13 protein-coding genes are annotated in these 15,853 nt (G+C 28.3%); 1 reads left to right on the plus strand and 12 read right to left on the minus strand.

What is annotated here, in order from left to right; translation table 11 throughout:
- Positions 1–13: 13 nt before the first annotated feature.
- Complete coding sequence (locus KJQ99_RS01140) at positions 14–4,132, minus strand: hypothetical protein (protein WP_214149761.1); 4,119 nt, start codon at positions 4,130–4,132, stop codon at positions 14–16.
- 95 nt (positions 4,133–4,227) lie between these two features.
- Here KJQ99_RS01140 and KJQ99_RS01145 point away from each other — a divergent pair, with 95 nt between their 5' ends.
- Positions 4,228–4,998, plus strand: a complete 771-nt coding sequence (locus tag KJQ99_RS01145) for a DUF5718 family protein (protein WP_214115791.1) — start codon at positions 4,228–4,230, stop codon at positions 4,996–4,998.
- Positions 4,999–5,002: 4 nt separating this feature from the next.
- Here KJQ99_RS01145 and KJQ99_RS01150 read toward each other — a convergent pair whose 3' ends face one another.
- The 11 genes from KJQ99_RS01150 to KJQ99_RS01200 form a co-directional block, all read right to left on the minus strand.
- Positions 5,003–5,377 carry a hypothetical protein gene (locus KJQ99_RS01150; protein WP_214115792.1) on the minus strand — a complete coding sequence of 125 codons (375 nt, stop codon included), beginning with the start codon at positions 5,375–5,377 and terminating at the stop codon, positions 5,003–5,005.
- Positions 5,377–6,234: a helix-turn-helix transcriptional regulator gene (locus KJQ99_RS01155; protein WP_214149762.1), complete on the minus strand. Its 858-nt coding sequence runs from the start codon at positions 6,232–6,234 to the stop codon at positions 5,377–5,379. The genes KJQ99_RS01150 and KJQ99_RS01155 overlap by 1 nt, the downstream gene beginning before the upstream one ends.
- Positions 6,215–7,279, minus strand: coding sequence for a dual-specificity RNA methyltransferase RlmN (gene rlmN, locus KJQ99_RS01160; protein WP_214115794.1), 1,065 nt, complete (start codon positions 7,277–7,279; stop codon positions 6,215–6,217). The genes KJQ99_RS01155 and rlmN overlap by 20 nt, the downstream gene beginning before the upstream one ends.
- The gene (locus KJQ99_RS01165) at positions 7,276–7,785 is read right to left on the minus strand and encodes a phosphorylase family protein (protein ID WP_214119880.1); all 510 of its coding nucleotides are present in this window, start codon (positions 7,783–7,785) and stop codon (positions 7,276–7,278) included. The genes rlmN and KJQ99_RS01165 overlap by 4 nt, the downstream gene beginning before the upstream one ends.
- On the minus strand, positions 7,782–9,587 hold the full coding sequence (gene dxs, locus KJQ99_RS01170) for a 1-deoxy-D-xylulose-5-phosphate synthase (protein ID WP_214115796.1): 1,806 nt from the start codon (positions 9,585–9,587) through the stop codon (positions 7,782–7,784). Before dxs ends, KJQ99_RS01165 begins: the two co-directional genes overlap by 4 nt.
- Entirely contained in the window at positions 9,577–10,359 is a 783-nt protein-coding gene (locus tag KJQ99_RS01175; RefSeq protein WP_214119882.1) for a FliH/SctL family protein, read from the minus strand. The genes dxs and KJQ99_RS01175 overlap by 11 nt, the downstream gene beginning before the upstream one ends.
- Positions 10,359–11,387 carry a flagellar motor switch protein FliG gene (gene fliG, locus KJQ99_RS01180; protein ID WP_214115798.1) on the minus strand — a complete coding sequence of 343 codons (1,029 nt, stop codon included), beginning with the start codon at positions 11,385–11,387 and terminating at the stop codon, positions 10,359–10,361. The genes KJQ99_RS01175 and fliG overlap by 1 nt, the downstream gene beginning before the upstream one ends.
- Positions 11,387–13,075, minus strand: coding sequence for a flagellar basal-body MS-ring/collar protein FliF (fliF, locus tag KJQ99_RS01185; protein ID WP_214115799.1), 1,689 nt, complete (start codon positions 13,073–13,075; stop codon positions 11,387–11,389). Before fliF ends, fliG begins: the two co-directional genes overlap by 1 nt.
- The gene (gene pheA, locus KJQ99_RS01190) at positions 13,072–14,136 is read right to left on the minus strand and encodes a prephenate dehydratase (protein WP_214116008.1); all 1,065 of its coding nucleotides are present in this window, start codon (positions 14,134–14,136) and stop codon (positions 13,072–13,074) included. Before pheA ends, fliF begins: the two co-directional genes overlap by 4 nt.
- 4 nt (positions 14,137–14,140) lie before the next feature.
- A complete protein-coding gene (gene lysA / locus KJQ99_RS01195; RefSeq protein ID WP_214149763.1) occupies positions 14,141–15,352 on the minus strand; it encodes a diaminopimelate decarboxylase in 1,212 nt (403 codons plus the stop codon).
- 18 nt (positions 15,353–15,370) lie between these two features.
- A partial coding sequence (locus KJQ99_RS01200; RefSeq protein ID WP_214149764.1) for an LptF/LptG family permease occupies positions 15,371–15,853 on the minus strand: 483 nt, incomplete at its 5' end.

Below are 15,853 nucleotides of genomic sequence, written 5' to 3' on the forward strand. Positions count from 1 at the left end.
ACCCTTCTTAAAATTACTTAGCATTTGTAAATTCTAAACTGAACTTACCACCATGTAAATCACTTGTATTATTAAGATTAATTACTTCTTTAATGTATTGCTTTTTAGCATTATCAGGTGTTAGTGTGATAGTTACTTCGCCTGTTTTTGGATTTTTAGAAAAGCTTGAGCCATATTCAGCATTAAATGATAATTCATTAATAATAGCACCAGCGTCTTTATAATATAAAGAACTCTTTAAAGGTATTTTTGTTCTTTCGTTTTTCTTATTTAAATAATAAAGCTCTAAATCTGTTGTAGGATTTAAAGTAATTTTGTCAGTATTTGTTACTTTATTATCTTTATAAGTAACATTAGTAAAGATAAATGAGTATTCATTAGCTAAATTAGTGCTAGCTCCATCTAAAGAAACTTTTGATGATTTTAATAATGAAAACTCAGCAACACTTGGCTTAGCTAAACTTGCATTAGTATCTATTGTTTTATTATCTGGAGTTTTTTTGTATTTAGTGTAAGCTAATTCTAAATCTACAGATATTTTATCTTTTGGTGCAGCAAATCCAGCTATAACAGCATTAATGTTATTTGTCTTTGTATCATTATATAAATCTTCTAATTTTTTATCAAAATCTTTATTTAACTTATCTTTTGTAATGATAACTCTATCTACTAGAATTTGATTTGCACCATTAATTGTGGTATTAAAGCTTTTATCCGTATAATTTTCATCAATATTTACTAAATATCTATCTTTAGCTTGTTTATCAGTATTATCAAAATTTAATTCATACTCAAGATTATGGTCTTTGCTAAATTTATGATATACATAATTTAAGCTATTTGTATCCTTAACACCTAAATTATTAAATACATAATAAATCTTTAAGCTATTATTATCGCCTACTTCACTCTTAAAGAATGTTTTTTCATCTGTAAAGGCATTGTTTATTATAGGAGTTCTTAAAACATATTCCTTAGTGCTAGCAAAATTAATACTTATAGCACTTTTACTATCAATTAAACAACCTACTTTTCCATATTCATCTACTTTATTATTGACAGCATTTGCATTACATAAACCTTTAATACTATCTGGTTTTGTGAATTTACCTTCATATAATTTAAGTTTTGCATCAGTTGATAATGGGAAATTTACAACTGCGTCATTGATTTTATAGGTATTATTATTGTCTTTTACAAACGCAACTTCATTGCTATCAGATATAGTATTTTTATTAGTTGCATTTAAACTAAAATCATAATTTTTACCTTGACTATCTTCTACACTTAAAGTAGTTTTTGTTAAAGCAAATTCTTCATTTGTTACTATTAGCTTATCATCAGCATCTTTTAATCCTGCATTAAATACTGCTACTTTTCCACCTGCAAGAGCATTTTCTCCAGCTGTAAATGTAGTGCTTGTAGTGTATTCAACTAAAGCAGGTCTTAAACTAAAATCATTAGTGCAATTTCTAGCTTTAACAGGCACTTCAATTAGGCTTTTAGCGTCTTTATTGTTATTATTTTTATTGATTTCTTCTTGAACTTGAGATTTAGAATATATTGTATAGCATACTTTATATCTACCTACTTTTAAATCATCAATTCTAACAACGCCATTATAAAACGGATAAGCACCACTAAATCCTGTTTGAGTAAATATTGGATTACCTACTAAATAATCATTTTCGTGACTAATATTAACCTTGCTTGTTCCATTGTCATAATAAGTAAGATTTGCTGATTTAATTATTTTATTAGTATTTGCATCTATTACATCAAAAGTTACAAAATTGTCAATATTATTTAATTTATTTGATGATTTTGCACTTTGAATACCTAAATAAACAGGTTTTCCAGCTATTCTAGTATTTGCAGTCGTAGGATTAAAACCTGTGCTAGTGCTGTTTAATACAGGCATTTTATCAGGGTCTTGTTTATTCCAAATAGAACCAAAATCTACATTACTAGCATTAAAATTAATATCACTAATAATTACATAGAACTTACCTGATGATTTAGCATTAATAATAGTATTTGAATTGGTTTCAAAAAATGGTCTATCATCAGCATAAAAACCTCTATCAAGTGTAAGTTCTAATAGTATTGATTCACCAGATTTATACTTAATTGCATCTAATAACCCTTCATCAACTCTTAATGCCATAACATCAGTTGTGTATTCACTTGAAAAATAGCCATTCTTTTCACTATCTTCGCTAATTACTCTAAAGCCGCCATCAGTTTTGCTTAATTTATAAGTTTTGTATTTGAAATCTTTAAATTTAAATTTCATATTAGAGCAGTTTTTACCACTACTTACATCACATTCTTGTTTATTTTCAAAGCCTAATCTATTAGGGTCTAAATCAACGCCTTCGTATGTAAATGATAATTGAGCATTATTATTTACTCCGTATTTAAGCTCTGTTACAACATAAAATTCTTTATCATTAAAGCTACTTGGTAAATTTTCAACTTTTGCTTTTCTAGGAACTAAATTTTTATCAATTTCAGTAGTTTTAGCTCCATCAGCGTCAGGATAAAAATGTAAATAATACCTAGCACCAATTTTGCCATTTGAAGAATTGCCGTATTTTTTCGCATCATCATATCTAAAACTTGTAGGTCTAGTATTTAAAGTAAATATATGCTCTTCACCAGAAGTTGCTCTAGTATAAATATTGCTTCTATCTATTGAGTAATTAGCGATTGCATATTTACCATCTAAACTACTTATATAGTTTTGTAAAAACTCATTAGCTGGTTTATTCCATAATAATTTGCTAGATTGCATAGCTTCAAACTTTGCATAACCATTTTGATTTTTACTTCCATAATATTGTAAATTAATAAAATAGCATTTTCCTATCTTATTATTATTACCAAAAGCATTAGAATTATTGCTACCTTGGTCTAAATTCTTATTAAAAAAAGGAAACACATTATCTTTATTATTAAACTCATTAGTTCCGTATAAACTTATATTTTTTAAAGTAATTGCTTCAGTTATTTTTCTTAAATTATAAGTTTGATAATACAAATCTCTTTTATAGCCTTCTGGATAATGTCTAACATGCCAATCATCCCCTCTAAATTCTGCAGAACCATAAAGGTCTCCACTAATTCCAAAAGGAACTACTTGACCATATTCATTTTTTATTCCACCATATTGAGCCATACCTGTTTTCATATCATAAACATGGTCACTAGCAGTAGAAGCTCTAAATTGATAACCTAAACCCCATAAAGAATGGAAAAATCTAACATATTTTCCATGAGCACTTAAACTATTCCAATCGCTAGAACCACAACCTTTACCATTTTTAAAATTACGATTATCCCAATGATAAATCTGATTACACCAAGGACCTCTATCATTACCACCTGATATTGTTCTTTGAGCTAAAAGAGCCCAACTTTGATACATACTAGAGCGTTTTGAGCCTGTTCCTGGTATCATTTGTCCATTTTGTATGCCTAGATTTTGATTTACGAAGTTTTTAAAATCATTAGGAAAAGAGCCAAGATTAATATTATCGCTTAGATAAAAACTAAATGGATTGTATTCTTTTTGATTGTTAGCAACCACTAATAATCTACCTGTAGTATTTACACCAAAATCCTTATATGATTCTTGATAATTTCCTAAACTATATTGATATATAGTAGTATCATATTTAATACTTGGGCTTATCTTGTCTTTTGAAACATATAATCCTTTATCAAGATTAGCTTTATTAATATTTGCAATAAAATCACTAGCATTTGGAATTTTATTTGTTCCTAAATCATTACTACCATCAACCATACAATACACATTATCTCTATAATTTGCATTATCTGCTTCAGGATTTCCACTACCATCTTTATAACTATACACTTGCATTAAAGAAGCACAATCATAATAAGCCCAAGCATCACTACCAGGTCTTCCGTGAAGACAACCAATGATTGCATTATCACGACCATAGTTATAAAAGTCTTGTATTAATTCAAGTTTAGTATGTGCAGCACCATACGCATTATCAACATTTCCAATAAAAATACCTTTAATTTTATTTTCTGTTGTTACCATACTTCCGTGCAATACACTTATCGCACATAGGGATAGAAATATCGTTTTTTTCATATTTTCTCCTAAAATAAAAAAAGTATATTTATTTTACATAAAACTTATCAATTAATGCTATAAATTATAAAAATATTTCAATTTAAGGAAAAATAATGTTTAAAGACTATTTATGCTTAGGTGTGATAGGAAATGTGCCTAATCATTTAAATCAAGCTAACGAAGCTAAAGATTTTACTGAATTACACACAAGTGATTTTGCACCTAAAGGTGTGTTTCCATTCTACTCTAAAGATAGTGATAAAGAATATTTAAAGAGATTTTGTATTAGTGAAAATGAGCTTATTTTAGATGGAGATTTTGTTCAAATTGAGCCTGAATTATGTGTAATTTTTAAAGCTTTTTATGAAAATGATAAACTAAGTGATTTAAAACCACAATTTTATGCAGCGTTTAATGACGCTAGTAAAAGAGTAAATGAAAATAAAATATCTTCTAAAAAGAACTTCTCAACTGCTAGTAAAGGTATTGGGAATTTAGTTCCTTTAAATAATCTTGATGAATTAAATGATTATAAAATCCATTGCTATTTAAAAAGAGATAATGAGATAATAAAATACGCAAACGAAGATTATATAAAAAATTATTTTTATTATTCAAATACATTAATCACTTGGCTAATTGATACTATAAATAATCAAATAGACATAGCAACCCTTGAAGATATAAGACCTTTAATAGCTAGTAAGCCTGCAAATTTATTGATATGTTTAGGTGCTTTATCTTATACTCCTTTTGGAGAAAAACACTATTTAAAAAATAATGATGAAATCTTTGTAGCTATTTCTAAAAATGATGAATTTATAAATGTTAAAGATGGCTCTTGCCTTCATCAAATAGTAAAAAGCAATAATTCTAGTAAATAATTTACTAGAATTTATCTTCTAACTTATCGTAACTTTCTTTTAATTGCAACATTATTAAGCATTTTTCAAGGTCTTTAAAATGTGTTGTATCATCTAAGAGCAAAAAGCATTTTTTTAATAATTCTTTATGTTCTTCATAATCATCGCTTACTAATTTTGCAGCTATACTAAAAGCATTTATTAAACTATTTTTAGTGTTAATTTCTAATAAAATATAAGCAAAATCAATATATCTTAAATCATTATAAGAAATCTTATTTGAGCTTTTTAGGCAAAAAATCTCTTCGTTTATTATGCTAAATCCTTCAATATTTACTATGCTAATTTGCTTTTCTTTGCACTCATTACAAATTATTTCAAATATCTTTTGCTTTTGCATTATATATTCTTTAAATATTCTTTAATTCTAGCCTTGCACTCATTTGCTAAGCTTTTTGGCTCAAGAATTTTAATATGTGGAATCCACTTAAAAACCAGCCTAATAATCTCATCTTCATAGCTTGTTTCTGTTTCTATTATGATTTTATCTAAATGGCTTGAGATTATTCTTTGATTTTTTAATATTGCTCTTTTTAAAAAATATTCTTTAGCAACACAATCTAATTCTAAAATAACATTTGTAATATTATTTGATATAAAACTACTTGAATTATTGTTAATCAGCTCTTGTGTGCTTTCATTTGGGATAAATTCTTCTTGTGTGATTAATAAATTTTTGATTTTATATAAAGTAAAGCTTTTAAGTTCAGCTTCTTCACAAGCTAATAAATACCAAATATCTTGATGATTTACTAATTTATAAGGCATTAGAATTCTTTCTTTTGCATTATAAGTTATTTTAATTTTTACCTTATTTAAAATCGCATTAGTTAAGCTCTCATAAACACTGCTAATATCATCAATTTCGTTATTTTTAATATTAGTAATTGGCAGTTCTTTTTGAGTAAAAAGATTGTTTAAAAACTCATCGCTAAGCCTTGTTGGAAGCATAGTAATATCAAATATTTTTATAAGTTTTCTAATCTCTTCGTGATTGCTTTTGATATAAGTTTTATCTAAACTATAATCCCCATTTCTTCTAGCAATTATTGGTAATTTTGATAATCTTTCATTAATATCACGCTGAATAGTCTTAGCATTTACTCCAAATTCTTCAGCTAAATCGTGCTTATTTAATATCTCTTCATTATAAAGTCTTACTAATATTTGAGCTATTCTATATGATGGTTTTTGCATTTTCATCCTCGTTATTTCTTAATTGCCCACACGCTGCACTAATATCAAGACCTTTGCTTTGTCTAATGGTAGCGTTTTGTCCGTGTGCTTGTAAATAATCTCTAAAAGCAATTACTTTTTCTTCACTTGGGCGTTTATAGATACTGCCTTCGTGTGGGTTAAAATAAATTAAATTTATCTTAGCTTTTATTCCGTGTAATAATTTTACTAAAGCCTTTGCGTGGCTTAAATCATCATTAATCCCACCTAAACATAAATATTCAAATAACACTCTTTTTCTAGCATCTATTGGGAAATTCCTTACCGCATTTAAAACGCTTTCAATATTATAAGCCTTATTAATAGGCATTAATTCATCTCTTAAAGTATCATTTACAGCGTGAAGCGAAATTGCAAGTAATACACCTAAATTCATCTTGCCTAATTCTTCAATTTGCTTTGCAAGACCACTTGTTGAGATTGTTTGACGGCGTGGTGATATTGCTAGAGTATCGTTATGAGAAAAGATTTTAATAGCCTTGCTAACTGCTTTTAAATTATCAAGTGGCTCTCCCATACCCATAAAAACTATATTAATACCTTGCTCATAAGGAATTTTTGCGTATTTTTTGATAAATAATACTTGGGCTACTATTTCAGCTGTGCTAAGATTTCTAATAAGCCCACTTTTACCCGTTAAACAAAAGGCACAACCACTTTTGCAACCTACTTGGCTACTTATACAAATAGTGTATTTTGCACTTTTTTTCACACCATTTTCTATTCTTTCTTTTTTCATAGGTAGCAAAACGCTTTCTATTGTGTGATTATCGTGCAAGGAAAATAAGAATTTAATACTCCCATCAATACTTGTTTGAGCTATTTTTAAGCTAAGTGGCATAATGTTAAATTCATTTTTTAATTGCTCTCTTAAAGCTTTTGATAAACTTGTAGCTTCGCTAAAATCATTTATATATTTTTGATATACAAATTTTGCTAATTCATTATTTAGATATTTTGGACTAAGGTTGTATTCTTCTGGTAAAAAATCTAATAATTCTTTCATAAAAGTCCTTTGTTTTCTAAGTAATTTTCTAGTATTTCATTAGCTTTTGCTATGTTTTTTATATATTCTTCGTGTGCGAATTCATCACAATAATTAGTCGCTACTAAAATTGCACTAGCTGGGATTTTATAATAATTAGCAGTCGCAAAAAAACTAAAACACTCCATATTTTCGCCTAATATCCCGTATTTTTCATTCATTTTCTTAGCGTATTCGTAATTTTTACAAATATAATTAGAAGAATTTAAATTAGAAACTTCATTAGTTTTCATAGGGGTATAAACTAAATCATCTAACATAGCTAATTCAATATTTACAGCACTTTTAAACTCATTTACGCTAAAAAGCTCAATTTCTTTAGTATAAAGCCCCATTGAACCTATAAAAATCAATCTTTTTGGCTGCTTTTTAAGTATTAATTCGCTAAGTTTTATAGAACAATTACTACCTAATCCAATAGGCTCTGCGTAATCATAAATCTCACTTATTCCTGCACTAACTATCATTTATTGCCTTTAATTTTATTTATAATACTTTTTGCATCAAGCCCTAAGCTTTGCATAACTTCATTTGTATTTCCGTGAGTTATAAACTCATCTTCGTATTCATAAGATATTAATTTAATGTCTAAATCATATTCTTTTAAAAAGCTAGAAATTATAGAATTTAATCCGCCTATTTTTGCACTTTCGCTAAAAATATGCCATTCTTTTGAACTCTTAGCAAGATTTAATAAAAACTCTTTATCAAGTGGTTTAGCAAATACTAAATCAATTACATTTGCATTGATTTCTTCACTAACTGCTAAAGCTTTTGCAACGCCTTCTCCAAAACCTAAAAAGCTTATATTAGAATTTACATTTTTAATAAAATGAGTTTTTAAACTTGGCTCATAGCTCTCATCTAAAGCAAAACTTCCCCTTGGATAGCGAATAGCAATTAGCCCAACTTTACTTGTAGCGTATTCAAGCAATAATTTAAAACTTTTAGCATTCGTTGGAGCACAAATTTTAAAATTAGGTATGCAAGATATATATGAAATATCAAAAGCTCCTTGATGAGTTTTGCCATCATTTCCTACAATCCCTGCACGATCAAGTGCAAAAACCATATTAAGATTAAGTATTGCACAATCGTGAATTAAACTATCATAAGCTCTTTGCAAAAAAGTTGAATAAATAGCTACAACAGGCATAAAACCACATTTACTCATAGCAGCCATTGAAGTTACTGCGTGAGCTTCTGCTATTCCTACATCATAAAATCTATTAGGATATTTTGCTATTAATTTATCAATTCCTGTGCCACTTGGCATAGCTGCACTAAGACCTACTATTTTTTCATTTTTACTTGCTAGTTCATCTAAAATATCACTAAAAATTGCCGTTGCACTAGGTTTTTTTGAGCTACTTAAACTCTTACCTGTTTTTATATCAAAAGCTCCAACTCCGTGCCAACTACCTTCATCATTTAAAGAATACTCATAACCATAGCCTTTGATTGTTTGAATATGCAATAATACAGGCTTTTTAAGACTTTTTGCTAGATTTAATGCGGTTATTAAATCAGCAATATTATGCCCATCAATTGGGCCAATATATTCAAGTCCTAATTCTTCAAAAAACATTCCAGCAGGAGTGATTAATTTAAATCCATCTTCAAATCTTTTTGCAGTATATCTAGCACCTTCAGGCAAGTATTCAAGCATTGCTTCAACGCCTTTTTTAAATTTTTGATAAATTGGACTTGATAAACTTTTTGATAAAAATCTTGAAACCGCACCAATAGGCTTACTAATACTCATTTTATTATCATTTAAGATAATAATACTTGGATATTTTCTATCTCCTAATTCATTTAAAGCCTCATAAGCTAATCCACAGCCCATCGCCCCATCACCAATAATAGCAATTGGAATTGCATCTTTTTTATTAAGACTAAAAGCCTTTGCAACCCCCGTTGCAAGAGATATTGAAGTAGATGAATGCCCTGCTATAAAAAAATCATACTCGCTCTCATTTGGCTCGGTATAACCACTAATTCCATTAAATTGTCTTAGATTTTCTAAATTCCTATTTGTTAATATTTTATGTGCGTAGCATTGATGAGATACATCAAAAATTAAAGGATTTTCCTTTATATCAAATAAATGATGAAGAACAACGCTTAGTTCAACCACGCCTAAATTAGACGATAAATGACCGCCGTTTTTGCTAACTTGCTCAATGATTGTAGCTCTTATATCACTACATAATTCTTTTAATTCGTTTTCATTAAGGCTTTTGATATTTTCAATTTTACGCTTCATCTAATATCATACTCCTTGCTTGTGCTAATCTTTCTTTTAAGTTAATTTGAGTATTTAATGTATCTGAATTAATAATCAAACAACCCTTATTAATAGCATCATCAGCTAAGATTTCAATCCTATTTGAACTTAATTCTTTATTTAAATAATCAAAATCCTTAGGATTTACGCTGATTTTAATCTTAATACTTTTATCAATTCCTTGCATTATCGTATTTGCATAAGCTAGAGCAATTTTTGCTGAACTTGTTTCTAGCTCTTTATTTACTACTTCTTTAGCTATTAAATAAGCAGCTTCGTTTAAATCGCTTTTTGTTTTTTCACAAAAATCACTTAATTCTTGGCATTTATTTTCAAGCTTTTTAATACTATTTGATACATTTATACTAAGCTCGTTTATTTTATCTTCATTTTGAGATTTACCTGCGTTTAAACCTTCTTCATAAGCGTTTTTTTTAGCTATTTCAATCTCATTTAAAAGTCTTTTTTCAAATTCTTCTTCTTGTTTTTCAAGTTTCATTTGAAGTTTTACTACATTATCGCTTAAAGTTTCCATTTTTTTAAGCATTTCTTCATTGATTGGATTTGGTGGCGGTGGTGGTGGCGGAGTAATTTCTTTAATTATTACAGGCTCTTCTTTTATTTCTTGTGGAGTTTCAATAACTTCACTAAGCTGCTCTTCACTTGTATCAGTATCAAATGAGCTTAGAATTTTAAATTTATAATTTTGAATATGATGCTCTTTGGCTTTATTATCAATAATAGTTTTCATCATTCTATCATCTCATCACTTTCGCCTAATTGTATTACTCCACTTTCATTAAGCTTTTGAACAACTTCAACGATTTTTCTTTGTGCTTCTTCTACATCTTTTACCCTAACAGCACCTAAAAATCCCATTTCTTCATTAAAACTCTCTGCTGCTCTTTGGCTCATATTAGATAAAAACATACCTTTTAAATCTTCCGTGCTTCCTTTTAAAGCTATCATTAAATCTTTTTTATCAGCTACTTTTAATATCTCTCTAATTGCTGTTGTGCCTAATTTAGTAATATCATCAAAAGTAAACATCATATCTTTAATAGTAGTTGCAAGTTTTTCATCAGTTTGCTCTAAATATGCAATAGTTGATTTGCTTGATTTTTGACCTAGACGATTAAGCACTTCAGCAACTGCTCTAGTCCCTCCAACTTCAACTTTATAAGATGTAAGAGATTGTAATTTACTCTCTAAAACGGTTGAAACTCTTTTAATAATACTTGGGCTAATATCACCTAAAGTAGCAATTCTATGGATTACTTCACTTCTTAAATTATCTTCAAAAAACTCTAAAGTCTCAGCTGCTCTAGTAGGCTCCATATGTGCAATAATTAAAGCTATTGTTTGTGGATATTCATTTACGATAAAGTCAGCTAATTGTTGAGGTTTAATATTGCTAAGATAAGAAAATGCTTGATTTCCATCTAAAGTTTTTGCTAATTTTGATAAGATTTTTTCAGCTTCTTCAATCCCATAAGTATTGTATAAAATCTCTTTAGCAAATTCCAAACCACCATTTTTAATATACTGATTTGACTTAAGTAAAGCGTGAAATTCTTCTAATACAGCAGTAGCTACTGCTCTATCGACTTGCTTTGCACTTGCAATATATTTTGTGATTTCAATTACCATATCTGTATCAAGATTTGAAAATATTAATGTGCTTGGCTCTTCTCCCATTAGAACCAAAAATATTGCAATTTTTTCTAAAATACTTAAATCATTATATAAGCTTTTTTGTTCGTTGCTTAAATTTGCCATTACATTTCCTTTTGAGATTGATTAAATTCAGCATCGTTTTTTAATAAACTTTTAAATAGCATAGCAACCTCATCACTTTTTTCTGTGCTAATAGTTTTTAATTTTTCAAGTAAAATATCATATTGTAATTCATCTTCACTAAATCCAGCGTCAATTCCAAGTTGTTCTTCAACTCTTTTCTTAGCTTGTTGATATTTTTCTATCGCATCTTCTTCATCATCAGCACCTTCTTCACGCCTAATTTCTTCTAATTCTTCAGGTGTAAATACCTTATCCTCAAGCATTTTCTTAATAAACGGAGATATAACCTTTTTATAAAATATAAACATTAACACCATAGCAAAAATATATTTTGCAGGTGGGATAAACGGCATTATATAGCTTTCTAAGAAATTAGTAATTTTAATTGATGGTGGAACTGGAGCTTTAATATTATTAAATCTAATATTATCAACACTAACGCTATCTCCTCTAGTATCATTAAATCCTATTGCGTTTTTTACTAAACCTTGCAGTTTTTTAAGCTCATCATCACTAATTGCTACATATTTTACTTCGCCGTTTTCATCAATTTCGTATTTTCCATCTACTACTACTGCTGCACTAATTCTATTTAAGGTTGCAAATTGACCTTTGATGGTTGTAATTTTTTTAGATATTTCATAATTAATTGTGCTTTGATTTTTGCTATAACTTTCTTTATTTTCTCCATCTTCAATGCCTTGAACAGGTCCAATATTTGATATTGCTCCTGGCACTCCGCCTACTTCTTTACCTTTTTTGCCTTCTTTTTTCTCTTCTAAACTTTGCTCACTTCTAGCGACTGAATTTGGGTCAAACACTTCACTTTGACTATTTGCCTTATCAAAATTAAAATCAGCATTAACTCTAGCAACAACTCTATCCCAACCACCAAGAACAGGTGCTAAAACATTTATAATCTTTTGCTCTAATGAATTTTCATATTCTTTTTTATAATTTATTTGTGCGTTTAATTCATCTACATCAAGCCCTACTTCATCAGCGCCTAAATTAACTCCATTTTGGTCAATTATTTTAACATTCTCAACACTTAAACCAGCTACTGATGATGCTATTAAATTTTTAATCCCTAAAACTTGTTTTTGACCTAATTTCATACCCATTTTAATATTTAAAACCACTGAAGCTGTTGGTGGCTCTTTTTCTTTTACAAATAAAGATTCTTTACCAAAAGCAATATGAACTGCAGCTTTATTAATAGGATTTAGGCTCTCAATTGTTCTTGCTAATTCGCCTTCTAAAGCTCTTTTAAACTTGATTTTTTGTTCTTCATCAGTAGCTCCAAATTCTTGTTTATCAAAAATCTCAAAACCTACTTTATTATCCTTTAAAATTCCAGCACTTGCCACTTCTAAACGCTGCTTATAAACATCAGCACTTGGAACTAAAATGGTGCTTTCATCTTTTAAAATATAATTTATCTGATTTTTTTCTAATATTGATACAACTGCAGCTGAATTTTTAGTATCTAATTCATCAAATAAAACAGAATATCCAGAGTAGTTTTTATTATTACCAGAATTATATACGAGTAAAAAAACTATAAAAGCAACGGTTGCAATAATGGCTGCTAATATAGTTAGTTTTTGTTTTTTTTCTAAACCCGAATAGAACTTGCCTATTCCTTGTAAAAATTGCTTAATCATTTATCATTCTTTAAATATGAGCCAAGCCATTTTATATTTGTTTTATTTTTTAAGATTTTTTGCACATTCAAATCATCAATATGTCCGTCAAAATCAATAAAAAAACTATATTCAAATTCTTTTTTCTTTAAAGGTCTTGATTCAATTTTAGTTAAGTTGATATTTGCTTCTTTAAACTCATTAAGCAAATCAACTAAAGCACCTGCTTTATGTGCTGTATTTGCTAGAATTGATGTTTTAGAATTGCTTGATTTTTCGCAAGAATGTTTGCTAAGCACTAAAAATCTAGTTTTATTTGCCTTATTATCTTCAATACATTCAAACATTAAAGGCAAATCGCTTAATTTTGCTGCAATTTTTGAGCAAATTGCAGCTGAGTTTGGCGTATCTTTTGCTAATTTTGCAGCAGCGGCTGTGCTTTTTGTAGGGACAAACTCAATGTCTAAAATATTATGAGCTTCTAAGAATTTTTTGCACTGATTATAGCCTTGTGGATGAGAAAAAATCACTTTAATATCTCTTATATCATCAGTTGTGCTTGCGAATGAATGATGAATATCTAAATAATTTTCAGCAAAAATCAAAATATCATCGTATTTTGCAAGACAATCAAGAGTAGCTCCAACTCCACCTTCTGTATTGTTTTCTATAGGAACTACTGCATAAGATACTTCATCGTTATTTAAACTAACAAAAACATCTTCAATAGTAGCAATCTCAATATATTCACTAAGTGCTCCAAACCATAATCTTGCTGCTTGATGAGTATAAGTGCCAATTGGACCTAAAAACGCAACTCTTTGTGGTAATTCAAGATTTCTTGAAATTGCAAAAATCTCTTGATAAATTGCTTTAATTGCGTCTTTTTCCAATAAGCCTTTGCTGTTTTCACTTAGTCTATTTATTATCTCGTTTTCTCTTACAGGACGATAAATTGGACTACCTTCATTATGCTTTAAAATACCAACTTGCTTTACAAATTCCATTCTTTGATTTAATAATTTAATTATTTCATCATCAATTTTATTTATATTTTGTCTAATTTCTTCTAAATTCATAATATACTCACAAACAAGATAATTCATTAGCTATTAATTCATCAAAACTTTGAGCTTTATTTATTAATTTTAACTCATTGTTATATAAAGAATATTCAGCAACCTTTGTTCTTGAATTATAATTTGAGCTCATTACAAATCCGTAAGCTCCTGAACTTTTAATAACTACTAAATCATTTGCCACTAAAGGTGGTAAAACTACATCTTTTGCTAAGAAATCTCCACTTTCACAAACTCCACCAACCAAATCAGCCTTGCTACTTTCGTTTAGCTTATTTACACTAGGAAAGCTTAAAATCTCGTGATATGCTTCGTATAAACTTGGGCGAATTAGTTCACACATAGAAGCATCGCATATTACAAATCTTTTTCCTTCGTTAATTTTTTCATATAAAACCTTGCTTACTAAATAACCTGCATTTCCTACAATATAACGACCTGGCTCACAGCAAATTGTCAAATCTTGTGCTTTTGCAATATTTTTAATCATATGTGCAAACTCATCTAAATTAGGCTCGATTTCATCATTTTTGTATTTAATACCAACTCCGCCACCAATATCAAAAAACTTAATATTTAGCCCTGCGGTATTTAGCTCTTTTATAAATTTTTCTACCAAAATAGCAGCTTGGATAATACTACTTAATTCTAAGATATTTGAACCTATATGAAAATGAACTCCTACTGGATTTAAATAATCTGATTTATGTGCTTTTAAAAACATAGCCCTAGCATTATCTAGGCTAACTCCGAATTTGTTTTCTTTAAGACCTGTTGAAATATAAGGATGAGTTTTTGCATCTATATTAGGATTTACACGAATACTTATATTTACTACTTGGTTTTTACTCTTTGCAATACTTTCTAAAAGCTCTAATTCAGCACTACTTTCTACATTTATATAAAGTATTTTTTGCTCTATTGCAAATTCTAATTCACTTGCACTTTTACCAACCCCACTAAAAATTATTTTATAAGGTTTAGCACCTACTTTTAAAGCTCTTCTAATCTCATTTGCACTAACACAATCAAATCCACTATCTAAATTCGCTAAAAACTTTAATAAAGATAAATTTGAATTAGCCTTAACCGCGTAAAAAATATTATTTTTAGCTCCACTAAATGCTTTTTTAATACTATTAAATCTATTTTCAATCTCGTTAAAATCATACAAATAAAAAGGTGTATTAATACCATTTGCAAGTTTTAAAAAGTCCATTTTTTGCTCCTTTTATAATCACTTATTTTTATTAAACTTCATTAATGAATATACAATAATTATACTTATTGGCAAAAGAATAGCTAGTTCAGGATTTATACTACCATTACTAGCAAATCTTAATAGCAAAAATAAAACTCCATAAACTAATAAAGATAAACTTGTATATGTTGAAGCATAGATATTTAAATCATTATATCTTGGCATAATAGGAATATTGTAAAAAATTATAAGCATAAAAAATGGAGCATATAATAAAAATATACTTTGCTTATAAATACTAGCTCTTGCTATGTTTTTATTAGCTTCAAAATTATTAAGATAAAAAAATGCGTCTTTTAAAGAACTATCATCAGTGCCTAAATTATCAAGCAAACTTGGGTTAAAATCTTTTAAAATCATTTCTTTTTCTAAATTTTGATTAATTATAAAGGTATCATCAAAATTATTTCCTAATTTAAATTCCATAACTTTTGCGTCTTCTAAAACCCAATTATTATC

Source organism: Campylobacter sp. 2018MI13 (genome assembly GCF_018501135.1).
Taxonomy (GTDB): domain Bacteria; phylum Campylobacterota; class Campylobacteria; order Campylobacterales; family Campylobacteraceae; genus Campylobacter_E.